Raw genomic sequence first — 23046 nt, 5'->3', positions numbered from 1 at the left:
TCTGGCGTTGTTTTTATTGGAGTGTCGCTAATAGCCATAAGGGTTTCCAGGCAACAGATGAATGCACGTGCAAGTGCCCCAATGTGCCATTTTTTAACAAGCCAGTGCCATCCGAACCCCGAGAAACCTTAAGCGTTTGATAGCGCAGAGAAAATTTTCAGATATTTGCTTGACACACCCCCCTTACGAGGGAATAATGCGCGCCATCGGCTACATAGCTCAGTTGGTTAGAGCATAGCATTCATAATGCTGGGGTCCGGGGTTCAAGTCCCTGTGTAGCCACCAAACACCGGTTTCACCACATCGCAAGATGAAATGAAACCAACGAGAAAGCCCGCCTAGTGCGGGCTTTTTTGTGCCTGTCGATAAATAGCCTGTAGTCGCTGACGAGGAACGAAGGCTGCGATGGGTTGCGCAGCGACCCGCTTTTGAAGGGCTTGCGGCCCTTATCGCAGCCTGCGGCAGCGACTACAGAGGTTGCTAATCAGCCATTTCGTACGACGCTTCCCTTTCAATCCGCTGAAACATCCTAGAAACTTCCGTTCGCTTGTGCCTGATCATTTCGGGGAATAGTCTCGACCCATCGCTGCAAAACAGCGGTCGGGTTTAGTCGCCCGTGTTCCCTAGGCGCAAGACGCCACCTCCGCGAGGCGCTTTTTCTTGGCCTGCGTTTTATGGTGGCCGTGCGCAGGGCGCCCATGTGGCGCGCCGGGTTCCTAGGTGACCGGTCGACTAACCTGCGCATGGCTGCCACCCATTCGTTTAGTCGCGACAAGTGACAGCTCCTTAAACACCCTAGGAGTTGTAACAATGAAAAAGCTGGTTCCTGATCCACCCGCCCTCCCCCTGCAAACTGCTGCTCAGTGCGATGCATCGTCGTTAGACCGTGCCGCCACCGATCGTGCCCTCGATTATTACCTGCACGACCATAAGCCTCCGCGGCACGTGGATCAGGCCACGTATGCCATACCCGACAGCGTCAATTTAGAAGCGGCTTTGGCCCAAGCGTCAGACTTGTTGCGCTGCGCGGGTGCTTCGGCAAGTGAGGCGGGGAATGACTTGAGCGGGCATTCGCGTAGTTTGGTGTTGTCCTGCATGCACCTGGTGGAGCTGGCCAAGGCGTATGTGGATAAATCGCTGGATGGTTTGACGACGCACTAAAGCAGCACGCGCCTGAGTGCAAGCAGGCGCGTCATGGTCGATACAAGGCTATGCCTATCGAGTCGGGTACAACGCGCCCTCAATCATCTTGAGCACAACCCGGTGCAATCGCTTCAAAAATGCCTCAACCGCACTGGCCGACTCTGGATTCAAAGGCTCATGCAACAGGGTTACTTCACACACACCGCACGCCGCAGCCAGATCTTGAGCCCCTACGGTGGCTAGCGAACCGTTGATTCGGTGCAGGTAACTGACCAGCTTTGAGGTGTTAGACGCTTGCAAAGCCTGCTCAGCCTGTTCCAGGTCTTCCTGCATGGTTGTCACAAACAAACGATGCATGGCTGGCGAAAGGGTTATCCAGCCTTCAAGGTCAGCCGCATGTTCATCGGGCGCCTGTTCTTGTAGTGCCTGCGGAGCCACTGCTGCGGGTTGCCGAGAATAGGCTGCCAAGGTCTGGCGTAAGGTCTCAAGGTTCAAGGGTTTGACTAGCCAGGCGTTCATCCCGACCTTGAGGCAGTGCTCGCCCTCTTCACGTAACGCATTGGCTGTCACCCCTATGATCGGTACATCCGGGTCCAACTGACGCAAGCGCTGGGTGAGTTGATACCCGTCGAGCTTGGGCATGTTGACGTCGGTGATCACCAGATCGAATTGCGCCTCTTTCCAACGCAACAGGGCTTGTTCGCCATCTTGGGCTAACGTCACCCGTACGCCCAAGGCCTCAAGCTGTTCCTTGAGGATCTCGCGGTTGACGGGGTTGTCTTCTGCAACCAACACGCTCAAGTCCATGTCTGAAACAGGCTCGGCGATGTAGGCCGGCAGTTCGCAGGTAGAGCCTTGCGCCACCTGCATCAAGGTTTTGGCAATCGCGCGGATGTCATAGGCATTGACCTCCCAACCGCGCACTGTTTTTTGCGGCAGGCTCGGCGCGGTTCCCGTGGCGATCACTCGGGCGCCCTGCCAAAGTTGCGCAGCCAATGGATCCGGCTCAACGTCGAGCAACACGGCATCACTGTCTTCAGTGCCTGCATCCGACCAGACCAAGGCTCGCGCGCCCCAACCGCCAAGCCATTCAGTCAGGCTCTGGGCAAGATCCTTAAGCGGCGCACGCACATAAACGCTCACGCCTTGCAGATTAATGTCGGTACTGTTGGCCAGCGCACCTGCCACGATGGGCAAGCGTATATGCAATGAAAAACTGCTGCCCAAGCCAGGCTCACTGACTACTCGCAAGTGGGCGCCCATCATTTCACTGAGCCGAGCGCAGATCGACAACCCCAGCCCCGCACCACCCGCCAGCTCGCTCCCCCCCACGTGAGAAAAAGGCTTGAACAGTTTCGGCAGTTCCTGCTCGCTGATGCCCATACCGGTGTCGGAGACTTGCCATTGCAGTGAGACATGGTCGCGCTCGATGTCTGTCACTTTCAGCCGCAGGACCACACGCCCAAAATCCGTGAACTTGATGGCATTGCTGAGCAAGTTGTTGATGATTTGACGGATTCGCACCGCATCACCGCACACCAGAGGCGGCAAGGAGGCGTCAGCGCAGGCGAAAATTTTCAGGCCTTTGTTGTTTGCCGAAGCGGCATAACTGCGCACCGCATCTTCAAACACATCCAGCGGGCTAAAGGGTTTCGGCTCGACCGCCATTTGCCCGGACTCGATCTTGGACACGTCCAGCACATCGCTGATGAGTTGAAACAACACCGTCGACGAACGCTGAATGGTGCGCAGGTATTCCTGCTGACGTGCATTGAGCGGGGTCATTTCCAGCAACTCGAGATTGCCGAGTACGCCATACAGAGGCGTGCGGATTTCATGACTCATGGTGGCCAGAAACAGGGTTTTAGCCTTGCTGGCCTCGTCGGCGGAGCGGCGCGCCTCCTCCATCATATTGGCGTCGTCGACATGCCGGGTGATGTCGTTGAAACCACACAGCACCACGTCTTTGCCCTTGTAACGGGTAAGCGCAAAACACACCAGAAGGTGGCGGCCGGCAACCTCAAGCTGGACCTCGCCCGGTTCACGCTTGGCATAGTCGCGCTTCAAGAGCGCGATCAATTCAGGCGTGCCCTGCCATTGCTGGGCACGCTGATTCTCCAGTAATACGATGCCCGTGCCACGCTGCACCACACACAAACCAACGGGTGCGTTGTCGAGCATGACCCGATTGAACTCTTCGCTTTCAGCCAGCGACTGGTTGGCGCGGTTTGCAGGCTCGATGATTTGCAGGCGATACCAGCGGTTGAGGCGCCAGGCAATCAACGCAAACAGCAAGACCAGCACCACAGTTCCCAACAAGGGCCACTTGGCGTAACCGAAAAAGTTCTGGTAACTGATGGTGTACAGACCGACCCAAGGATCTGAGCCCCCCGAACTCAACTTGAAGTGCAAACCGTCAGACTGAAAACTCATGCCAAACGGCAAGTCATACGCATCCAGATCATCGCCCAGCAGTACCTCGCCAGCGGGCGAAATCAGCGTCAGCTGACTCTTGCTCGGGCGCATCAACAACCGCTCAAGGTCACTGATATCACTGACATCCAGCAAAGCGGTGAGGATCACGGAGTCGTCATCTGCTGGGCCGGGCAAAAAGCGATGAGACAAACCCACACCTATAGCGCCCACGATGTATTTGCGTTTCTGGATAAGGCCGGCCGGGGCACGTACCCATAACACCTGGTTGTCATCGAGTTTGGGACCCAAGGTGACAAGCTGGTCATACAGGCGTTTGGTCACCTCAAAGAAGTTGAATTTTTGCAGCAGCGGGAACTGCCGGGCCCCATCAATACCGGGCACGGCAATGGTGAACAGGTCGGTGGGTGAAAAGACAAACACTTGGGGCGCCGTGTAATGGGAATCGGACCAATAGGCGGCAAACAGATCGGTCAACTGCACGCCAAACGAGTAAACGCCGGCCATTTGTTCAGCGCTGAACTTGTCGCGCTGGCTGACGGTAAAGGGCAGTGACTTGGCGGTATCGCGGCTCTGGAACAAACGCTCATCGGCCTGACGCATCAACTCGGTGTGTGAGCGCGGCACACTGTCTTCCAACAGATTCTCGTTATCCTGGCCATAGCTTTCGGCTGCCGTGCGCAAAAAGGCTTCATGTTCATGAATGCTTTCCATCAGCCGCGCAAAGTGAAAATCAGTCTTCTCGCCCTCCTCCTTCAACACCCGGTTAACCGCCCAATAACTCATGCTCACCAACAGCAGGGCCAGCCCGGTCAGCAGGAGCAGCAATTTATTGAGTCTGAGTGAACTCAGTGCCAAGGCACCGAGGCGTACTTTTGCTTGTTTCATGAGAGAGCCTATCAGGGGCATTGCGGCCCAAAAATATAGTGCCTACGAAAACAGGAATCGTCTGATGGGGCTCAAGCCCGGCAAATTGCATCCTATGCAACACCTGCTGCGGCGAGCCGTGAACAGGGGGGGACGATCAAAAATGGATATCACACATAATTTCTTGCAGAGGGCATCTCTCATGTTTCAAACAATCGGCAAATACACTGCGCTGTGCGGCTCCACGCTGCTGATCGCAATGGCAGCTGCCACCGTACACGCAGCTGATGGTCAAGTTGAATTCACTGGCAGCGTCAACGATAACGCCTGCACCATCAACAGCGAAAGCGTGAAAAAGTCGGTTGATATGGGCCAGGTCCGTATTGCTGACTTCCCTAACACTGTAGGCGCTGTCGCGACCTCGGGTGCTACACCGTTCTCGATCTCGCTGGAAAACTGCAGCGGTTCGACCCTGAAGAACGCTTCCATCAAGTTCAGCGGCCAACAAGCGGCATCGGACGCCACCGTACTGGGCATGGTCGGTTCTAATCAGGTATCTGGCGTAGGTATCCAGATCGCTGACGCCCGTACCGGCGACAAACTGCCTTTGAACACCGCCAGCACCGATTACGTGCTGCGCCCACAGTCCAACACGTTTGACTTTACAGCGTCCTACGTACGCCTTGTGGCTGATACCCCAGGCACCGAGGGTGCACCAGGTACCCGTGGTATCGGTACCGGTCAGGTTAACGCGCTGGCTACCTTCGACGTTACTTACAAGTAACTCATGTTTATTAACGCAAGGGCTCGTGACTAATCACGGGCTCTGGCGTTAACAAGAGGACCTCTACATGCGTTTAAAAGTTGCAGCCTTTTTGGCGTTGGCAGCAGGCTTTTGGCTGCCCCACGTTCAGGCAGGCGTCAATGTCGGCTCCACACGCGTCGTCTACCAAAGCAAGGAAAAGGAAGCCAACCTATCACTCTCAAACTCGGGCGAAGATGGCGTTCCGTATCTGGTGCAATCGTGGGTCAGCCCTTATGACAATAAGGATGACAGTGCAGATGAATTCATCATCACGCCGCCCCTGTTCCGCCTGGACGCCAAAGCTCAGAACATCCTGCGAATCATCGCCACCAACGTTAAAAGCCTGCCCACCGACAAAGAAAGCCTGTTTTTACTGAATGTCAAAGCGATCCCGGCCAAGAGTGCCGAGCAAAGCAGCCAGAACGTGCTGCAGATCGCCCTTAAGACCACCATCAAACTGTTCTACCGCCCTGCCGGCTTGCAGGGTTCTCTGCCTGAGGCTGTTGAAAAACTTCAATGGCGTGCTGAAGGCGGAAAACTGACGGTTCAAAACCCGTCGGGCTACAACGTAGTCGTCAGTGACTTGCTGATTAACAACACGGCCAGCAAAGGCATGCCCGAGGTGATCAAGCCCGGCAGCACCGTCGCCACGGCGATCGCGCTGAAAAACAGCGACACGCTGGAACTCAGCTACATCAATGAATACGGCAGCACCGTCAAAGCGGCACCTGTTACCCCTCATTGATTCGTGAATGAACAGTTGAACAGAAGGATTCCCTCATGCTGCGAGTGCGCATGTGCGCCTTCGCGCGCCGAGTAAAAAACTTAAGTACGTTAAGCCTTAGTGTTCTCGGCTTCACCGCAACTGCAGCGCATGCGGAATTCAGCTTCGACTCTTCCTTTCTCGAAATTGGTGGCGGTAACACGTCGTCCGAAGTGGCTGAGCAAGTTAAAGCCATGAGCCAGGGGCAATTGCCCGGGATTTACCGGGTTGACCTGTCAGTGGATGACCGGGTGGTTGAACAACGCGACATGAACTTTATTCGCGAGACCCCGAGCCAGGTATCTACACCTAACGGCCTGTTCCCGTGCTTTAGCCTTCAAGCCCTGACGGAGCTGGGCATTGACCCCGCGCGCCTGAAGGACGCAGAGATCAGCCCTGACAAGTGTGTGTACTTCAACCGTGAATTGACCGGCGTCACGTACGACTACGACTTCAATAAACAAAGCCTGAACCTGCAAGTGCCTCAGGCTTTTATCGGCGATGTGCCGTTCGAGACTCGCCGCAAAAACTGGAGCAACGGCGAGCAGGTTGCATTTGCCAATTACAGCTTTTCCGGCAGTAACTACGAAACCCAGACCGGCAACCGCCAATCCCAGTTCGGCAGTGTACACAGCGGCATTAATAGCGGTGCCTGGCGCTTTCGCAACTTTTCGACCTGGCAAAAAAGCACCAATGTCGAAGGCAGCTGGAAGTCCGTAGACACCTATGTCCAGCATGACCTGGGCAACCTGATGGCCATTGCCACCGTTGGTGAAAGCTCAACCGACAGCGACCTGTTTGACACGATCTCGTATCGCGGTGTGGGCATTGCGTCTGACCTGGACATGCTGCCCGATGATGCGCGCAACTTTGCCCCGGTGATCCGTGGGGTGGCCAACGGTCGCTCGCTGGTGACCTTGCGCCAGCGCGGCTATGTGATCAGTGAACAGTGGGTGCCGTCCGGACCTTTCGCCCTTAAGGGCCTGTACTCGACGTCCAGCAACGGTGACATCGAAGTGACGGTCGAAGGCCCCAATGGTGAGCGCCAGGTGTATATCCAGTCGTTCTCGTCGGTGCCGTATATGTTGCGCGAAGGCCAACAGAGCTACTCGGTCACAGCGGGGCAATTCCGCCCGGCAGACGGTGCGCTGAACTCGCAGAAACCCACCTTTGTTCAGGGTACCTACCGTCGCGGGCTGACAGAGGGCACCACGCTGTTTGGTGGCTCTATCGTCAGCGAGCAATACAAATCGGCGCTGGTGGGCTTTGCCCATGACTTCGCTGGCTTCGGCGCCATTTCGCTGGATGTGACCCATGCCATCAGTGATGACATAGGCACGGATTCCAAGACCCTGTCAGGGCAGTCGTACCGGTTTCGCTACTCCAAGTCCATCGACTTGACCGATACCAGCTTCAGCCTGGTGGGCTATCGCTACTCCACCAACGGCTATTACAGTTTTAACGAGGCCATCAGCGCACGCGCCAACAATACGCTGGTGCCGTACACAGATGAAACGCTCAGTAATAACGCTGCTTTTTCTCCCTATTTGGGCGGCCATATGAAAAGCAGCTTTACCGCCAACGTATCGCAACAACTGGGCAACTATGGCGGCATGTACGCCAACCTGACCAAAACCGATTACTGGAACAGGGCCCAAAGCAATACGTCCATTCAAGTGGGCTACAGCTTCAGTGTCGGCAGTGCTTCGTACAACGTAGGCCTGGCCCAGAACAGCGGCACCGGCGATGACATCCGCAGCGTGTCACTGAGCGTCAGTCTACCGCTGGGTAACCCCGGCAGCAGCAGCCGTGTCGGCCTGAGTACCAACCAGGACACGGCCGGTAATGCGTCGCGTAACGCGACATTCAGCGGCAATCAATTTCAGAACGACGCGCTGTCTTACACCTTGGGTATTAACCAGCAGATCAGCGATGAAGATCGCGTGCTGGGCAGTTCGATCGCGGCCCGTTACAACGCCGCCAATGCCATATGGCACGGCTCATACAACAGGGATCAAAACACCCGTCAGATGGACTACGGCGTGGAAGGCGGCGTCGTTGCCACTCGCGAAACCCTGATGTTCACCCAGCCATTGGGCGAAACCAACATCATCGTGGCCACGCCGGGGGCCGCCAATGTCGGTGTGTTGACCAAAAGCGGGATCAAGACCAACAGCAGTGGCTACACGATTATTCCGTCAGCCCAGCCGTACCGCAAAAACAAGGTGTCACTCAACACTGACTCGCTCTCGGACAACACGGATATCGCGAACTTGGTGCAGGAAGTCACCCCTAATCGAGGCGCTTTTGTGATGGCTAATTTTGAAACCCACAACGGTCGCCGCCTGTTGCTCAGCATTACCTCCAGCAATGGCAAACCGGCGCCCTTCGCTGCTGAAGCTCAACTGTTCGACCTCGATGGCACGCTACTGAGCAGCGCCATGGTCGCGGATAAAGGCCGGGTATTTATGACCGGCGTACCTGAAAAGGCGCGCCTGCAGATTAACGTTAGCGGCCAGCCGTGGTGCACCCAAGACCTGGACCTGAACACCTATAACCTGTCTGACGCGGGCATTGGGCAAGTGCAACTGCGTTGCAATGCCCAACTGGCCACGCCGACAGACACAAAGGGGACTCCCGATGCATGATTCCACCGCTAAACCCCGTCGTATGAAGTGGCCAACCCTGGTGGTGCTAGCACTCGGCTTGCTGTTCAGTCTGGCCAGTCAGCAGGCTTTTGCTTTTTACGAAAACAACATGACCTGCACGGCTACGGGTAACCAGGGCATGGTCGATTTGGGAACCCTGGCGCCATCCGCAGTTATCCAAGTAAACATGACCGCAAACTGCCGAGTCACGCGATGGTTCCCGGTGGGAGCGAATCTCTCTTTCACGCAGCTCAACGCAGTAGGTAAAAGTAATGACTTCGTAGCGTTTCACAAGAACAGCACTCGATTCCTGACAAACGGTGGGATGGGTACAACCGGTACGACCTGCGTGCCAAGCAGTTGTGTGCCCTTGGCGGTAGGCACCACATTTTCATATGACGTGCTTTTTGCCGCTAGTGCGCCGTCTACACCGGGCTCTTATCAGGTGGGCGTGAGTCTTTTTGTTACGTCCACTGGGGGGTGGGAGCTGTACTCAGACTATCTTCAAACCATCCTTATCAAATACACCGTGTCTCAACCTGCCTGTTCGCTGGGTTCTGCTAAAACCATGAACCTGTCTTTTGGCACGCTCAACAGCAGCGATTTCGCCACCAGTCAGCAAGTGGCCAATGTCACGATGAACTGCACCAAAGGCACGCAAGTGACTGCCACTCTGGTGCCGACCCAAGCCGCCATCAGCGGCAGCACGGGCGTTTCGGCCACCACGCTGGCCGGGCTGTCGATGGCCGCTACCTGGGCCGATAACGATACCGCCGTAACCTTTAACAGCCCGCGCTCGTTAACCCTGAGAACTGGCGCCAATACCATCGGCGTGGGCTTTCGGCCGCGCCTGAATACCAGCGTATCGCCGACCGGCAACTTCAGTAGCCAATACACCCTCAACATCACCTATCTCTGATCAACCACAGGAGCTCGACCATGAAATTACGCTTAGCGCTGGCCGCAGCACTGATGGGGGGGCTGGCTTGCACATCGGCCCATGCAGTAACAGATAGCGTGACCATCAACGTCAGCGGCACGTTGACCCGCCCGCCCTGCACCATGACCAGCAGCAAGACCCTGACCGCCAACTTTGGCACCTTGCGCTACGACCAGATTGCCGCGGCTGACATGATTGATCTGCCGGTCACCCTGACGTGCCCCGCGAACTCCTCACTGAGCGTCAGCCTCAAGGCCAGCGCCCTTGTTTCGGGGTCTACCACCCAAGGATGGGCAGGCAAAGATTATTTGGGCTACTCCATGTACTTAAAAAGCGATAACAGCTTGCTCAATCTAAGCGGCGTAAAGCGTAATTTGACCAACCAAAGCGGTACCGTTGACCTGAGCATGAAAATTAAACTGGTCACATTCGGTGCGGTAAACGAAGGTGCTTTCAGCACGTCAGCAGTGCTTAGCATTGAGTACTTGTGATGGATCTTCGCTTATCCATCCGACCTCATAGCCAACAACAGGAACGCATCATGAATAAACACCTTATAGCCCTTTCACTGCTGGGCATGGTCATGTGTGGCAACGCCTATGCTGACAGCGACAGCAGCACACTTACCGTTAAAGGCACGTTGATTCGTCCACCTTGCACATTGACCAGCAATAAGGTGCTGACCGCCGATTTCGGCACCCTGCGTTATGACCAGGTGAGCACTGCTGCACAAATCGATGTCCCGGTGATCATGACGTGCCCGCCAAACTCAGTGTTGAATATCAGTGTCACGGCGTCTTCGGCGCTGTCGGACACCGTGGCTTCGGCAGGCAGGACAAACCTGGGTTATTCACTGTTCTGGAAAAGTGACAGCACAGTCATCAACATCAAAGGCACCAAGCGCAACGTCACCAACCTCAATGGTGCGGTTGATCTGAGCATGAAGGCTAAATTGATTGCGCAAGGTGCACTGTCCGAAGGCACGTTCACGGCCTCCGCTGTAATTAATATCGACTACTTGTGATATGCCCATGATTGCTCGAATAACTCTATGGTTCGCGCTATTGGTCGTACTCGTGCTGGGTTTGAGTACTGTCAGCTGCGCCGCAGACGCCCCTTCACTGGATATCAAGGGCACGCTGATAAAACCGCCGTGCACGGCCAGTTTCCCGGCCTCGCAAAGTATTAACATCCCGAAGGTGAACCTTAATTCACTGCGCACTGACATCAGTGAATGGACCGATGTGGACCTCGATTTCACGTGCACCAAAGGCAGCCTTGTGCACCTGCGCTTAAGCGCCGGCAGCGGTTCTTTTGACAGTACGACGCTGCGCACCTCGCTCGACAAGCTGGGGCTAAAAACCCGCCTGAGCAACATGACCCTTACCGAGAAAGTGATGGATTTGAAGCTGGGCGACCAACTGATCTTCCCCATTCAAGACACGCAGCTAAAGCTCAAACTGTCGGTCAGACCGGTGAAAACCGGGCAAGAACTGCCCGAGATAGGCAATTACAGCTCAACCCTGTTGCTGGAAATGATCTACCTGTAACTCAAGCCAGTCAGGCAAACAGATTGGCCTTGATGCACAGAATCAACAGCGCCTGATCACTGTCGACATCAAGCTTGCGCATGCCTGATATTTTCAGCGTACTGATGGTTTTGATACTGCGATTCAAGCTCTGCGCTACATCACTCACGCTCATGCCTGAGGCAAACAGACGCAAGACTTCAAACTCCTTGACCGAGAGCTGGCTGAGCTTGTGCGAAATGCCGTCCATTTCTTCGCTCGACGCGCCCTCATGCGAGTTGTGCTGGTAATGCCCTTCACGATAGAACGCATCCAGCGCCACCAGAATCTGCTCCAGACCGGCGTTCTTGGAAATCACACCGCTAATCCCTAACTCATACAGCCAGGCCAGAATCTGCGGGTTGGAAATCACCGTCAGGATCAACACCCGGGGCTCAGGGAAATGCCGGCGCAAATACTCGACCAGGCGCGTGCCGTCGCCATATTGTTCATCGCCCGGCATGTTGTAGTCGGTAATGATCACGTCAGGTCGCAGTTGCGACACCTTGCTGATCAACTCAGACGAATTCATGGCTTCACCCACGACCTTGAAACGCGGATCACGCTCTATGATTTCGCGCACGCCCATCAACACAATCGGATGATCGTCGGCCAGTAATACTCTCATTTTGGGCATGACGTTTATGACTCCAGTCCTGAAAGACAGGTTGCTGTGAACGGCCGGGATAGAAGGCTTATGACTCGAAAGGATCGGCCTTGATACAGTAAGTGAGCAGCGCGTGATCCGTGAGCACTTCCAGCTTGTGCATCGCAGAAATTTTTTGTGTGCTGACGGTTTTTACGCTGCGGTTTAACAGCTTGGCAATCTCGCTCACGGTGCTTCCAGTTACAAACAGCCGTAGCACCTCAACCTCGCGCGGCGAAAGGTTGGAGAAACGCTCATCGATCACTTTAGCGTTGGCCAGAACAGACATTGGCTGGACACTCGGCGCGACATAAGGCCGATCATTGGCCAAGGCGTTCAGCGCCTTGCCGATTTCTTCGTGGATGTGGTTTTTGGCAATCACCCCCGCCACGCCCATTTCCAATAATCGGGAGATGATCAGTTGATTGCTGACCATGGTCAGCACCAGAATTTTCACCGCCGGAAACTGTTCAATGATGTATTCGATCAACTGCAGGCCATCACCGTAAAGGTCATCACCGGGCATGTTGAAGTCGGTTATGACCAGATCGAGCTGATTCGACACCAACAGTTTGATCAACTGCGATGAGCTGACGGCCTCCCCGACCAACTCAAAACGCGTGTCGCGCTGGATCATCTCCCGCAGGCCTACTAAAACCACCGGGTGGTCATCGGCAATTACTGCCTTTATTTCGTGCATTGCCCTGACTCCAAATTAATGACGCATCGCTCTTTATCGCTGAGTGAATTCGAGGTTAGGCCAGTGTTCGCCCGGTCAATCGAGCGAACAATGATCAGGGCGTACACAGACGTACACATCACCAATCTGGAGTGCATGGACGGCAAGGTCAGCCTGCTTGAAATCCCCCTCGCAGGACTGCAAAAGGCAGCACTCCTTGCTTCCTTGAACCGCTGATACGTTGTGCTGAAAGAATAAAAAAGTTGGCCGAGCGGCCTGCCCATCATTTTTTGTGCAACGTTACCCCCATGATGGCTTGGAGCTATCCTCCAACAAAAGAGTTCCAAAATCAGCCGGTGAAACAGCCCCGCAAATCAGAAAACCCTGCGCTTGATCACAGCCAATACGACGCAGAAACGCTAGCTCTGCCTGAGTTTCTACGCCTTCGGCGACCACCGTCAGGCCAAGCTTTCGACTCAACTCAACCAGGCTGCGCAAGGCAGAAGCCAGATTTTCATTTTCGACACAGCCATGCACCAGCGAACGATCAATTTTGAGTTCACTGAAAGGCGTGGACACCAGATTGAAATAAGAACTAAACCCCTGACCGAAGTCATCCTGGGCCAAGCCGAACCCCATCATTCTTAAGCGGCAAGCCCCTGCGTAATAATTACTGAGCTCTTTGGTGGTTGAGCTTTCCATAAGCTCAAACACGATGCTGCGCGGCTCCCCGCCCTCAGCCACCACGTAATCACGCAAGCGGTCCGCCAATTGGTGGTTATCCAGCAAATGCGTGGGCAGGTTGATGGAGACGGGAATATCCCACCCTTGGTCGCGCCATTTTCTTTGCGCTTGCAGGGTTTGCTCCATCATCAACCACAATAGACGCTCTTCCAGCCCCTGTTTTATCAACAATGATAAAAAATCTTTGGGGAGTAATGTTCCGGCTTCCGGGTGGACCCAGCGCACCAATGCCTCGGCACTGAGAATATTGCCGTTGAGCAAGGACTTCTTAGGCTGGAACCAGGCCTGGATCTCGGCGTTGTCCATCGCTCGCACAATGCTGAACGGGTCGACTTCAATGGTCAGCGCAGGGTCTGTCAGACCGTTCAGGCAGTAAGCAGCCATCTGCTCCTTTAAGCGCATGACGGCATTGAGCTCAACCGGCTTGGAGATTAAACCAACTACCGATATACCCAGGTTTTTTGCCACCAGCCCCGCGCTGATCAACATACGCCGTGATGACGCACTCATCAGCGCCAGCGCCGGACGCTTTTTCAATGCGGCAATTTTTTGGATCAACTGCACACCATCCATGACGGGCATCAGTAAATCGGTGAGGAGCAAGTCATAGTTATGGCGCGCCAGGTGCTCCAACGCCTCATCGCCATCCCATACTGTGTCAACCTTAAAGCCGCCCACCTCACTGAACACATTCAGCAAGTACTCATGCTGAAAAGGATGATCCTCAACGACCAAAACACGATATGGTTTCACTGGACCCTCCTTTAGAAGTGCTGAAGACAGTTGTACAAGGTGTGCAGCGTAAAAGGCTTGATCAAACAGTGGTTCATCCCCGCACGCAGGCAGCGCTCACCCTCATCGCGCATCGCATTGGCGGTGGCACCGATAATGGGCTGGGTCACGTTCATGGAGCGCAATTGGGCTGCCAATTCATAACCGTTCATTCTCGGCATATTGACGTCAGTCAGTACCAGATCGAACTTGGCGTCTTGCCACATGCCCAAGGCCTCCAGCCCATCACTGGCCAAGGTCACTGAACAGCCAAGTTCCTCCAATTGATCACGCAAAATCAACTGATTGATCACGTTGTCTTCAGCGACCAGGATTCTCAGATCAAGTTTGAACTCGTGCTTTTCAGCTTCCGGGTCAAGGAGCGTATCAGCGCTGGTGCCTTGTGCCTTGGACAAGGCACGGTAGACGTCTTGCAAGCTATTCAGATTAGCCTGCCAACACAGAGTGCCCGGATTGATCGGTGACGACAGATCACTGGCGGCCACTACGGCAGGGCCGGTCCACTCGGGCTCCAATCGTTGCGCAAAAGCCCCAGGGTGCAGCTCCAGTAACACGTCGCCCTTTAGTACGTCGCCAGGCTTGGGCAGGCCTATATGGGCACGCGCGCCCCAGCGACGTAACCAGCCGCAGTAACACTCGGCCAGCTCACGCAGGGGTGATACCACGTACACCACACTGGGCGCCAAATCGCCCATGGGGCTTGGGTGCTCTTTGTCTCGCACCTGCTCCAAAGGCAAATACAGGGTAAAACTACTGCCTAAACCGGGTTCACTCACCAGCCGCATGCTGCCGTTCATCAGGTGCATAAGGCGCTTGCAGATGGAGAGACCCAAGCCGGTTCCGGCAACCACATTTTTTGCCGACTCCACTTGGTAAAAAGGCTCGAACAACCGCGCTTGTTCTTCAATGGCGATGCCTTTTCCGGTGTCCGACACCTGCCAATGCAGCAAGACGCGCTCATCATCACGGCTGTCCATTTTGAGCCGCAGGACAATTTTGCCGTTGTCGGTGAATTTCAACGCATTGTTGAGCAGGTTATTGAGGATCTGGCGGATACGGGTGACATCCCCGCTGAGCCACTCGGGCACAGTCGAATCAATCAAGGCAAACAGTTGCAAGCCCTTTGCTTGCGCAGCCCCGCTATAGCCTTGAACAACTTCTTCGATCAGCTCCATGGGGCTGAAGGTGTTCAATTCCAGCTGCAACTGGCCCGCTTCAATGCGTGACACATCCAGCACGTCGCAAATCAATTGCAGCAAATTGCCAGATGAGCGCTCGATGGCTTTCAGGTAGTTGTTTTGCTGGTCATTAAGCTCAGTGCGTGCCAGCAGTTCGAGCGTGCCTAAAACGCCATACAGCGGGGTTCGAATTTCATGGCTCATGGTCGCCAAAAATAGAGTCTTGGCCTCATTGGCACGATCAGCCAATTGCCGGGCGCGCTCCAGCGTCACTTCAATTTGCTTACGTGCTGTGATGTCGCTGAAGGCGCAAATCAGCACGTCCTGGCCGTTATAACGAGTCGGCGCGAATGCGAGGTAGAGAAGCCGGCCATCTTCCATCTCTACTTCATCGCTGGTGCTCGCATCACGTTGGTCAAACGCACGAGAAATCCAACCATGGCACAATTTGCTTCGCTCACGGCCGCTACCCAGCCACTGTTGCGACAGGGAGTTTTCCAGCACCACCGTGCCATCTGTACGGCGAATTACGCACAGCGCAACCGGAGCAATTTGCAATACGGCGCGGTTGAACGCCTCACTTTCAATCAGTGCTTGAATACGTTTTTCACCCGGGGTGATCAGCCGCTTGTCGATGCGCGCAATGAGCAGGCGCAATCCGATGCACGATGCGATCAACAAGAACACACAGCCCAGTAAAGGCCACATCAAAACAGGCAACAGGGTACGAATATCTACGGCATAGACGATTTGCCAATTCGAATAACCAAGTTTTTTTCTGATCGCCAGACTGTCTGGAAACCATCCACGCCCAATAAAGCCGAAAGAGTTGTTAGGCGCCAGCGTGTGCAAAGAGTCCACTAACGTGGATTGCACCGCATTGGTGAAAATAATTTGCCCATTGCCGTCCAGCAGCATGAAATCGCCAGCGCTTTCACTGCTCAAGGCGTCTATAAGATCCGCGCCTTCGACCTCAATGCCCAACCACCCTGATGCCAGGTTGCGGTTATCCAGTCGGGCAAATAGATAAAAGGGCGAATCCAGGGCTTTTTTATCAGTCAGCCATAGATCATCGCGTAGTGAATACCATTTGCTGGCTTCATCCTCCAGACGTTGCAGGATCTCCTTGGGCACGGGCCTCAAGTGACTTGTGGTGTTAAACAAGCGAACCACCTCTGGGTCTTGCGCTTGCGACACATACAACAGACTGACTTTACTCTCGGACAGGTGCTCTACCATCCGCTGGGTCAGCCATAGGTTCCAACGATCATTTTCGCTGCCCAGACTAATGCTTGTCTCTTCTTCAGGATCAACACTGATGAAGGGCGCGTGGCCGGGTTTATCAGGCACAGCCGCCAGCACCAGACTCTTGAGCAAAGTCTGGCGGCTGACGAAAAAATCCTGGGCATTGAACACCGCTTCGTTCATGACACTGCGGCGCTGAGAGACCTCTTGGTTAAACACCGCGCGCAAATAGATCAACGAGCCAGCAATCACCGCAATGATCAGGCCAGAGGCAAATAAGTGGAGTAGTTTTCGGGCAGCTTGAGGAGTCGATTTCATCCCGCGAGCCTAAGCCGCGAAAATGTTAAAAATAATCAGACAATTCCTGAAACGGCAAAATCAAGTCGCTGGCGAGTGACCCAGGGCTGCGTCCCTCGCCAGCGATACCTCGCTTAAGCGGGGCGAAGCGCGCTCAGGTCCAGGCGGCCGTCTTTAAGCGGCGGGCACCAGTAGTAACCACCGTTCAACGGGCGGCTGAAGCTGTAGAGGGCGTCTACAATGCCGTCTTCCATGCCGCTCATGCGGCGCAGTTGAACTTCAAAGGCGTTCAAGGTGCGGCTGAACGAGACGAACATCAGCCCCGATTTGCCGTTTTCAATCCAGGGCATGGAGCGGCGTACGGTGAAGGCCTCAGGCGAGAAGCTTTCTTGGGCAGTGCGTTTGACGTGGGCCGATTCCGGCGCGTCGTCCAGTTCTTCGTTGTCGCTTTTACGGCGGCCAATCATGTTGTCCTGTTCGGCCTGCGGGCGGGCGGCAAAGCCATTGAGGTCGTGTTGCCACTGTTGCACGGCAACAAACACGCCGCCGTCCAGCCCCGGACCTGCATTGGTGACGATGGCCGCGTCTACGGCCGCTTCGTCCACCGGGTTCTCGGTGCCGTCTTCATAGCCGGTCAGGTCGCGGTCGGTGTTGTAGAGGAAGCCTTCGGTCACTTGCAACAGGTTGAACGCAGGCGCCAGCGCCGTTTCAATGGCCTGGCTGCGGTGCAACAGCTCACCACGATCATCACCCCACAACCACAGCCACAGGGCGTGTTGGGTCGACGGGTTTTCAACCACGGCATTGAGTGCGGGGAAGACGCGCAGCCCCGGCACTTTTGCGCCCAAGGCCAGTACCAGCGGTGAACCCAAGCCTGCTACCACGCTTTTGCCGTCTACCCACTGCGACAAGGTGTCGAGTGCAGCCGGCAGTGCTTCTACAGACTTGAGGGCGAAAAACATATAGCGCGCCTGCGGCGGCACGGGTTTGGCGAGGATGCCGGGCTGGTAAAGACTCATAGAAACTCCTTCAGGAAAGCCTGGAGTTTACGCCTCACCAGCGACTTTTCGGACACCAAAGGGTTATTTTTGTTGGCCCATGCCCTACGTAGATGAAGTCTTAGGCTGATAGCTGATTAGCAAATCGCCCTACGACATCTACCACCTTTTTCGCGCCATCCTGAATTTCGACAATCACCGTGCCGGCTTCCGCGGCCAGAGACAGGCCCTCTTCGGCTTGCCGTTTGCCGTCGGCAATCAACGCCACGGCATGGCTTGCCATGTCTTGGTTCTTACGCACCACAGAGATGATTTCTTCGGTGGCATTGCTGGTGCGCGAAGCCAGTTGGCGCACTTCATCGGCCACCACGGCAAAGCCGCGCCCTTGCTCACCCGCGCGGGCGGCTTCAATCGCGGCGTTAAGCGCCAGCAAGTTGGTTTGCTCGGCAATCGCGCTGATGGTTTTGACGATGCTGCCAATGACCTGCGACTGATCGTTCAGTGCTTCGATGCCATCGCCTGCTTGCTGCATGTGCTTGGCCAGCTCACGCATCACATCGACCGCTTGTGTCACGACGATGGTCCCGCGTTGAGCGCTGTTGTCGGTGTGCAACGAGGTGCTGTAGGCAATCCCCGCCGCCTCGGACACGGCTTGTTCCTGCTGCACTTGGTCGGTGATGACGGTGGCGAATTTCACCACTTTATAAAGGTTGTCATTGGCGTCGCGCACCGGGTTGTAGGAAGCCTCAAGCCAGACTTCACGCCCCTGGCTATCAATACGCTTAAAACGATCGGCAACAAACTCCCCCGCGTTCAAGCGCTTCCAGAAGACTTCATATTCAGCGCTGCTCTGCTCTTGGGAGGTACAGAACATACGATGATGCCGACCCTGAATCTGCGCCAGCGAGTAACCCATGCCCCGCAGGAAACGGTCGTTGGCCGTGAGCACTTCACCCTTGAGATTGAACTCGATAACGGCGGTTGAACGCATCAGCGCGTCCATCAGGTTTTCGTGGTCACGCGAGGCTTCTATGGTGCGAGTCAGGTCGCTGGAAAAAATCGAGATGCGCATAATCTGACCGCTGGAGTTGCGCACCGGCTGCATGATTGAGCGCAGCCAGGCTTCCTGCCCATTGCCCCGGAGCAAACGCACGGTACCGCTGTAATGCTCACCACGGTTCATGGCATTTTTAAAACGCAGATGATGCTCGTCATGCTTTAAATGAGCCGGCACCAACTCATCAATATGCCGCCCCAGGAGCTGGCTGCCCGAGTAGTTCATGTCGTGAGTGAAGTTGCCATTGACCGACTCGACCCGACCATCAGGGTCCAGGCTCATGCAGAGCATTTCGCTCTCCAGGCTGTCTTTGATTTGCTGAATTGAGGACAGTTCTTCGCGAAGAGCTGACAGCTCCTGTTTCAAGCGTTTGTTAAACATGGGGGATACCAAGGGATAGGAAGCGCGTGATAGAAGCATCGGCTTTCGCCTGCGTTTCTAAAGGCTTCCTGACGAGCGGTCATGTGCTGAAAAAGCTGAACAAACCGGCTGCTTGCCATGGGTACTGTAACGCGATTGTGGGAGCTGGTTTACCAGCGATTCAGGCGACTCGATCGCTCAGAAAAACCGAGTTGATACTATCGCTGGCAAGCCGGCTCCCACTTGCATGTGTAACGGTTTAAACAGGTTTTACCGGGAGCAGGCGGTATTGCGGTGGCAGTTGGTCCAGACCACTGATGGTGGTATCGAGGCTTTTCCAGCGGCCGTCTTTAATGCCGTAGATGCAACCGTGAACCGAGAGCTTTTGCCCGCGATGCCAGGCGTTTTGCACAATGTTGGTGTGCCCGACGTTGGCCACTTGCTGGATGACGTTCAACTCGCACAGCGAGCACTTTTCTTACGCGCACTTACTCCGCCATAGGATGGCAAGCGCTTGTCATAAGAGCGCGCAGCGCGTGGCTGCGCGCGCAGGCTTTACACGTTACTTGGCTTTATCGCCGCAGTGGCAGCCGCTGGAGGTGCTGCACGCCTGGCCTTTGGGGTGATGGTCGGCACACGCCTGGCAGCAGTAGTGCTTGCCATCGCGCTCGATGCCGTGGCTACCGACTTTGCAGTTACAACTCGGACAATCACACGTGTGTTCTTTCATTTTCAACTCCATGTTGTCAGGTCGTTATCAAGCGACAGGCGTGCCGCTTACAAGCAATGACTGTAGACGCTGGGGCAGAGTTCAAAGGTCAGCCTATCGGAAAGCCGCCGAAATTCATTTACTGTACCCACCAGCCCAGCTGTAAACCGCGAGCCTGAGGGCTCGCAGTGAGATTGGGCACCCAATAATCATAAGAAAGTCGAGGTTTCCCCCATGGCCGCTGAGATGACCGACAGTCGCTCTGCCCGCTTTGCCCTGCGCTGCTCCAACTTTGCCGAACGCTGGTTCCCAGACTCCTGGGTGTTTGCCGCCGTTGCGGTGATCGTCGTGGCGCTCGCCACTCTGATAATGGGCGCCAAACCCACGGATGCCGCGATGGCGTTTGGTGACGGGTTCTGGAGCCTGATCCCCTTTACCATGCAAATGGCCTTCGTGGTGATTGGTGGTTACGTGGTCGCCAGCTCGCCACCCGCGGTGAAGCTGATCGACAAACTCGCCAAGGTGCCGAAAAACGGTCGCCAGGCGGTGTGTTGGGTGGCGTTGATTTCAATGGTTGCCTCGTTGCTCAACTGGGGCTTGTCGCTGGTGTTTGGCGGGCTGCTGGTGCGCGCCCTGGCCCGGCGCACCAACTTGCGCATGGACTATCGCGCAGCCGGGGCTGCTGCCTACTTGGGGCTGGGCGCGGTGTGGGCGCTGGGCTTGTCATCGTCGGCGGCGCAGTTGCAGGCCAATCCGGCCAGCTTGCCGCCGTCGATTCTGGCGATCACCGGGGTGATCCCGTTCACGGAGACCATCTTTTTGTGGCAGTCCGGCGTGTTGCTGGCAGCGCTGGTGGTGGTGTCGTTGATCGTGGCGTACGCCACGGCGCCCGGCCCGGACTCGGCCCGCGATGCCGCGGCGTGTGGGGTTGACCCAAGTTTCAACACGCCAAAACTGCCGCCGCGTACGCGGCCTGGCGAATGGCTGGAATACAGCCCACTGCTGACGATCTTGCTGGTGCTGCTGGCCGCCGGCTGGTTGTATCACGAGTTTTCGACCAAACCTGCGATCAGCGCCATTTCGGGCCTGAACACCTACAACTTTTTATTCCTGATGCTCGGCGCCTTGCTGCACTGGCGCCCGCGCAGCTTTCTGAATGCCGTGGCCAGCGCCGTGCCGACCACCACCGGGGTGATGATCCAGTTTCCGCTGTATGGCTCGATTGCGGCGCTGATGACCGTGGTCAAAGGCGTGGACGGGCAAACCCTGGCGCATCACATCTCGACCTTCTTCGTGCAAATCGCCTCCCATGACACCTATGCAGTGCTGATGGGCGTGTACTCGGCGATCTTGGGCTTCTTTATTCCGTCGGGCGGCGGCAAATGGATTATTGAGGCGCCCTACGTGATGCAAGTCGCCAATGACCTGCAATACCACCTGGGCTGGGCGGTAAAGATCTACAACGCGGCCGAAGCCTTGCCGAACCTGATCAACCCGTTCTACATGCTGCCGCTGTTGGGCGTGCTGGGGCTGAAGGCGCGTGACTTGATCGGCTTTTCGTTTGTGCAGTTGCTGGTGCACACGCCGCTGGTGCTGTTTCTGCTGTGGGCGCTGGGCACGACGTTGGTGTATGTCGCGCCCGTGATGCCTTAGCGGTAGACGCGAGCTTGTCTCGCGATCTTTTAGAGAAAAGTCAAAAGATCGCGAGGCAAGCTCGCTCCTACAGGGGAGCGGTGTCAGATCGGGGTTAGCGGGCGCAGGCGGTATTGCGGTGGCAGTTGGTCCAGGCCGCTGATGGTGGTGTCGAGGCTTTTCCAGCGGCCGTCTTTAATGCCGTAGATGCAACCGTGAACCGAGAGCTTTTGCCCGCGATGCCAGGCGTTTTGCACAATGTTGGTGTGCCCGACGTTGGCCACTTGCTGGATGACGTTCAACTCGCACAGACGGTCAACACGCTCTTCTTCAGTGGGCAGTTTTGCCAGCACTTCGCGGTTTTCGTAGTACAGGTCGCGAATCGAGCGCAACCAGCCGTCAATCAGGCCATATTGCTGGTTCTGCATCGATGCACGCACCCCGCCACAGCCGTAGTGGCCGGTGACCAGAATGTGTTTGACCTTCAATACATCCACTGCGTACTGGATTACTGACAGGCAATTAAGGTCGGTGTGCAGCACGACGTTGGCCACGTTACGGTGCACAAACAGGTCACCGGGCAGCATGCCGACGATCTCGTTGGCGGGTACGCGGGCATCCGAACAGCCAATCCACAGGTATTCCGGCGTTTGCTGGCGGGCCAACTTGGCGAAGAAATCAGGATCCTCCTGCTTGATCGCATCGGCCCAGCGCTCGTTGTTATCAATCAGATCTTGTAGTTCGTTCATGCGGGAAACCCTCGAGAGTTGATGCGCAAACTATGACTGCGGACCGCTGGTCGGGGTCACGTTAATCTGCGCTTTAATCCGCCGGTCCGTTGGGTGGAATCTTAAACCGTGGCTACAGTCCATCGTAGTAAGCAGCCACAGTATGAGGAATGACCATGTCTGATTCACGTCGCCCGTATGGAGCAGAAGAACCCGCAGAGATTGATGACCTCGAAGACCGTTCGGGCTCGGTTGAGCCGTTGAACTTTGAGGATGATGATGATCACGAGAGCATCAGCGATCTGTTTACCGACGAAGAGCGCGCCTTGCACGTGGCCGGTAAACCTGCGCGCAAGGCCGGGCTGAGCGGCGGCGCATTGCCCGATGAAGACCTGGACGCCGGGTTTGACGACGATGATCTGGAGCAGGAGATGCTTATCCGTGAAGACGGCGCCCGCGATGCAAAAGAGGCCGCTGAAGGCAACGATGACGCGGCGGATTGGGAGCTAAGCGTGGTCGATGAAGACGACATCGGCGCTGGCAGAGGGCTGGATGAAGCGGAACTGGCGGATATAGATCCGGTGGGGCGCAAACGTTAAAAGCCCCTCACCCTAACCCTCTCCCTGTATGGACCGGGGACATAGCGAACACAATGTTCGGAGACATCGCGAACACTTTTAATAGGACACATTGACCCCTTAGGAGGTGTGATGTGTCCTGGAAAGAGGTGTCCGCCGTGGATCTTCGTCTCGAATTCGTTGCCTTGGCTTTGGCTGAGGGCGCTAACATCACTGCATTGTGCGAGCAGTTCAAT

Annotated in this window: 18 protein-coding genes, 1 tRNA gene and 3 pseudogenes; 11 read left to right on the top strand and 11 right to left on the bottom strand. The window is 55.7% G+C overall.

From position 1 onward, the window contains the following. Positions 1-208 precede the first annotated feature (208 nt). Positions 209-285, top strand: a tRNA-Met gene (locus GHO25_RS14155). A gap of 525 nt (positions 286-810) precedes the next feature. Continuing rightward, positions 811-1161 (top strand): DUF6124 family protein, encoded by a 351-nt coding sequence (locus GHO25_RS14150; protein ID WP_153391037.1) that lies wholly within the window; start codon positions 811-813, stop codon positions 1159-1161. 54 nt (positions 1162-1215) lie between these two features. Here the strand turns inward: GHO25_RS14150 and GHO25_RS14145 are convergent, their stop codons facing one another. Further along, a complete protein-coding gene (locus GHO25_RS14145) occupies positions 1216-4464 on the bottom strand; it encodes a hybrid sensor histidine kinase/response regulator (protein WP_153391036.1) in 3249 nt (1082 codons plus the stop codon). A gap of 181 nt (positions 4465-4645) precedes the next feature. On the opposite strand from GHO25_RS14145, the gene GHO25_RS14140 reads away from it, so the two are divergent. The 7 genes from GHO25_RS14140 to GHO25_RS14110 all read left to right on the top strand — a co-directional run bounded on the left by GHO25_RS14140 (position 4646) and on the right by GHO25_RS14110 (position 11149). Further along, positions 4646-5227, top strand: a complete 582-nt coding sequence (locus tag GHO25_RS14140; protein WP_048368420.1) for a fimbrial protein — start codon at positions 4646-4648, stop codon at positions 5225-5227. Between the two features lie 67 nt (positions 5228-5294). Next, the gene (locus tag GHO25_RS14135) at positions 5295-5993 is read left to right on the top strand and encodes a molecular chaperone (protein WP_153391035.1); all 699 of its coding nucleotides are present in this window, start codon (positions 5295-5297) and stop codon (positions 5991-5993) included. Positions 5994-6028: 35 nt separating this feature from the next. After that, the gene (locus GHO25_RS14130) at positions 6029-8659 is read left to right on the top strand and encodes a fimbria/pilus outer membrane usher protein (RefSeq protein ID WP_153327060.1); all 2631 of its coding nucleotides are present in this window, start codon (positions 6029-6031) and stop codon (positions 8657-8659) included. Further along, positions 8652-9578 (top strand): fimbrial protein, encoded by a 927-nt coding sequence (locus GHO25_RS14125; protein ID WP_153327058.1) that lies wholly within the window; start codon positions 8652-8654, stop codon positions 9576-9578. The genes GHO25_RS14130 and GHO25_RS14125 overlap by 8 nt, the downstream gene beginning before the upstream one ends. Before the next feature lie 20 nt (positions 9579-9598). Next, entirely contained in the window at positions 9599-10090 is a 492-nt protein-coding gene (locus tag GHO25_RS14120) for a fimbrial protein (protein WP_153327056.1), read from the top strand. A 50-nt stretch (positions 10091-10140) separates the two neighbouring features. Continuing rightward, positions 10141-10623 carry a fimbrial protein gene (locus tag GHO25_RS14115; protein ID WP_048368425.1) on the top strand — a complete coding sequence of 161 codons (483 nt, stop codon included), beginning with the start codon at positions 10141-10143 and terminating at the stop codon, positions 10621-10623. 52 nt (positions 10624-10675) lie between these two features. After that, positions 10676-11149: a fimbrial protein gene (locus GHO25_RS14110; RefSeq protein ID WP_227024775.1), complete on the top strand. Its 474-nt coding sequence runs from the start codon at positions 10676-10678 to the stop codon at positions 11147-11149. A 10-nt stretch (positions 11150-11159) separates the two neighbouring features. Here the strand turns inward: GHO25_RS14110 and GHO25_RS14105 are convergent, their stop codons facing one another. The 9 genes and pseudogenes from GHO25_RS14105 to GHO25_RS14070 form a co-directional block, all read right to left on the bottom strand. After that, a complete protein-coding gene (locus GHO25_RS14105; protein WP_048368427.1) occupies positions 11160-11804 on the bottom strand; it encodes a response regulator in 645 nt (214 codons plus the stop codon). Between the two features lie 58 nt (positions 11805-11862). Then, positions 11863-12513, bottom strand: a complete 651-nt coding sequence (locus GHO25_RS14100; protein ID WP_048368428.1) for a response regulator — start codon at positions 12511-12513, stop codon at positions 11863-11865. A gap of 279 nt (positions 12514-12792) precedes the next feature. Further along, a complete protein-coding gene (locus GHO25_RS14095) occupies positions 12793-13989 on the bottom strand; it encodes an EAL domain-containing protein (protein ID WP_048368429.1) in 1197 nt (398 codons plus the stop codon). An 11-nt stretch (positions 13990-14000) separates the two neighbouring features. Next, on the bottom strand, positions 14001-16769 hold the full coding sequence (locus GHO25_RS14090; protein WP_153391034.1) for an ATP-binding protein: 2769 nt from the start codon (positions 16767-16769) through the stop codon (positions 14001-14003). 113 nt (positions 16770-16882) lie between these two features. After that, positions 16883-17767 carry a Dyp-type peroxidase gene (locus GHO25_RS14085; RefSeq protein ID WP_153391033.1) on the bottom strand — a complete coding sequence of 295 codons (885 nt, stop codon included), beginning with the start codon at positions 17765-17767 and terminating at the stop codon, positions 16883-16885. 100 nt (positions 17768-17867) lie between these two features. Beyond that, positions 17868-18296, bottom strand: a pseudogene (locus GHO25_RS26930) (methyl-accepting chemotaxis protein); the annotation flags it as partial. A 111-nt stretch (positions 18297-18407) separates the two neighbouring features. Further along, positions 18408-19085: pseudogene (locus tag GHO25_RS26925) on the bottom strand (PAS domain-containing protein); the annotation flags it as partial. A 337-nt stretch (positions 19086-19422) separates the two neighbouring features. Continuing rightward, positions 19423-19629, bottom strand: a pseudogene (locus tag GHO25_RS14075) (carbonic anhydrase); the annotation flags it as partial. Positions 19630-19725: 96 nt separating this feature from the next. After that, positions 19726-19893: a metallothionein gene (locus GHO25_RS14070; RefSeq protein WP_048368434.1), complete on the bottom strand. Its 168-nt coding sequence runs from the start codon at positions 19891-19893 to the stop codon at positions 19726-19728. Between the two features lie 213 nt (positions 19894-20106). Between GHO25_RS14070 and GHO25_RS14065 the strand changes: the two genes are divergently transcribed. Beyond that, positions 20107-21525 (top strand): short-chain fatty acid transporter, encoded by a 1419-nt coding sequence (locus GHO25_RS14065; protein WP_153391031.1) that lies wholly within the window; start codon positions 20107-20109, stop codon positions 21523-21525. An 83-nt stretch (positions 21526-21608) separates the two neighbouring features. Here GHO25_RS14065 and can read toward each other — a convergent pair whose 3' ends face one another. Beyond that, entirely contained in the window at positions 21609-22253 is a 645-nt protein-coding gene (gene can / locus GHO25_RS14060) for a carbonate dehydratase (protein ID WP_123749575.1), read from the bottom strand. A 155-nt stretch (positions 22254-22408) separates the two neighbouring features. Here can and GHO25_RS14055 point away from each other — a divergent pair, with 155 nt between their 5' ends. Next, a complete protein-coding gene (locus GHO25_RS14055) occupies positions 22409-22831 on the top strand; it encodes a serine kinase/phosphatase (protein WP_153391030.1) in 423 nt (140 codons plus the stop codon). The last annotated feature ends 215 nt before the right edge of the window (positions 22832-23046 follow it).

This window comes from Pseudomonas sp. FSL R10-1350 (assembly GCF_009600525.1).
Classification (GTDB): domain Bacteria; phylum Pseudomonadota; class Gammaproteobacteria; order Pseudomonadales; family Pseudomonadaceae; genus Aquipseudomonas; species Aquipseudomonas helleri.
The sequence above is the reverse complement of the archived record's forward strand: the minus strand, read 5'-3'. Positions and strand labels throughout refer to the sequence as shown.

What these genes read in the sequence shown, in the direction of transcription:
- GHO25_RS14150 (WP_153391037.1), top strand. Translation starts at nt 811, where the DNA reads ATGAAAAAGCTGGTTCCTGATCCACCCGCCCTCCCCCTGCAAACTGCT.
- GHO25_RS14145 (WP_153391036.1), bottom strand. Translation starts at nt 4,464, where the DNA reads ATGAAACAAGCAAAAGTACGCCTCGGTGCCTTGGCACTGAGTTCACTC.
- GHO25_RS14140 (WP_048368420.1), top strand. Translation starts at nt 4,646, where the DNA reads ATGTTTCAAACAATCGGCAAATACACTGCGCTGTGCGGCTCCACGCTG.
- GHO25_RS14135 (WP_153391035.1), top strand. Translation starts at nt 5,295, where the DNA reads ATGCGTTTAAAAGTTGCAGCCTTTTTGGCGTTGGCAGCAGGCTTTTGG.
- GHO25_RS14130 (WP_153327060.1), top strand. Translation starts at nt 6,029, where the DNA reads ATGCTGCGAGTGCGCATGTGCGCCTTCGCGCGCCGAGTAAAAAACTTA.
- GHO25_RS14125 (WP_153327058.1), top strand. Translation starts at nt 8,652, where the DNA reads ATGCATGATTCCACCGCTAAACCCCGTCGTATGAAGTGGCCAACCCTG.
- GHO25_RS14120 (WP_153327056.1), top strand. Translation starts at nt 9,599, where the DNA reads ATGAAATTACGCTTAGCGCTGGCCGCAGCACTGATGGGGGGGCTGGCT.
- GHO25_RS14115 (WP_048368425.1), top strand. Translation starts at nt 10,141, where the DNA reads ATGAATAAACACCTTATAGCCCTTTCACTGCTGGGCATGGTCATGTGT.
- GHO25_RS14105 (WP_048368427.1), bottom strand. Translation starts at nt 11,804, where the DNA reads ATGCCCAAAATGAGAGTATTACTGGCCGACGATCATCCGATTGTGTTG.
- GHO25_RS14100 (WP_048368428.1), bottom strand. Translation starts at nt 12,513, where the DNA reads ATGCACGAAATAAAGGCAGTAATTGCCGATGACCACCCGGTGGTTTTA.
- GHO25_RS14090 (WP_153391034.1), bottom strand. Translation starts at nt 16,769, where the DNA reads ATGAAATCGACTCCTCAAGCTGCCCGAAAACTACTCCACTTATTTGCC.
- GHO25_RS14085 (WP_153391033.1), bottom strand. Translation starts at nt 17,767, where the DNA reads ATGAGTCTTTACCAGCCCGGCATCCTCGCCAAACCCGTGCCGCCGCAG.
- GHO25_RS14070 (WP_048368434.1), bottom strand. Translation starts at nt 19,893, where the DNA reads ATGAAAGAACACACGTGTGATTGTCCGAGTTGTAACTGCAAAGTCGGT.
- GHO25_RS14065 (WP_153391031.1), top strand. Translation starts at nt 20,107, where the DNA reads ATGGCCGCTGAGATGACCGACAGTCGCTCTGCCCGCTTTGCCCTGCGC.
- can (WP_123749575.1), bottom strand. Translation starts at nt 22,253, where the DNA reads ATGAACGAACTACAAGATCTGATTGATAACAACGAGCGCTGGGCCGAT.
- GHO25_RS14055 (WP_153391030.1), top strand. Translation starts at nt 22,409, where the DNA reads ATGTCTGATTCACGTCGCCCGTATGGAGCAGAAGAACCCGCAGAGATT.